Raw genomic sequence first — 391 nt, 5'->3', positions numbered from 1 at the left:
GGGTTGTCCTTGCAGTAGGCCTCGAGCGGGTCGGAGGTCTCCTTGAGCTTGTCGCGCGCGTGGCTCGCCGCCGCGCTCAGCTCCTCCACCTCGTCCCACGCCGCCGCGCACTCGCCGCTCGCCGTGTCCTCCGCGCACGCCTCCTTCGCCTTGTCGATGCTCTCCGACATCTTGTCCGAGATGTCCGGCGGCGTCGCCGGCCCGCTCGCCCTCACCGCCGCGAACCCGCCGCGGCCAACACGGGGAAACACCACGCGTCCAGCTCCGGCGACCGGCCTAACGAGGGACGACGCCGCCGCCGCCGGGGTAGACAGGCCGACGTTGGTCAGCGTGGACGCCATGGCTGGCTGTTGATGCGGATTTCTGCGTGTGATGTGGGCGTTTGTAGCTG

General features: G+C 70.3%; 1 protein-coding gene. It reads right to left on the bottom strand.

Annotation, left to right across the window (positions count from 1 at the left end; translation table 11 throughout):
• The coding region (locus NEV57_RS15900; RefSeq protein WP_257659295.1) for a CP12 domain-containing protein at window positions 1-341 on the bottom strand (341 nt) is incomplete at its 3' end.
• Between the last annotated feature and the right edge of the window lie 50 nt (window positions 342-391).

The sequence above is a fragment of the Parapedobacter lycopersici genome (assembly GCF_024643285.1).
In the GTDB taxonomy this organism is placed as follows: domain Bacteria; phylum Bacteroidota; class Bacteroidia; order Sphingobacteriales; family Sphingobacteriaceae; genus Parapedobacter; species Parapedobacter lycopersici.
Note: the sequence above shows the minus strand (reverse complement) of the source record. Positions and strands in the feature narration are given on the sequence as shown.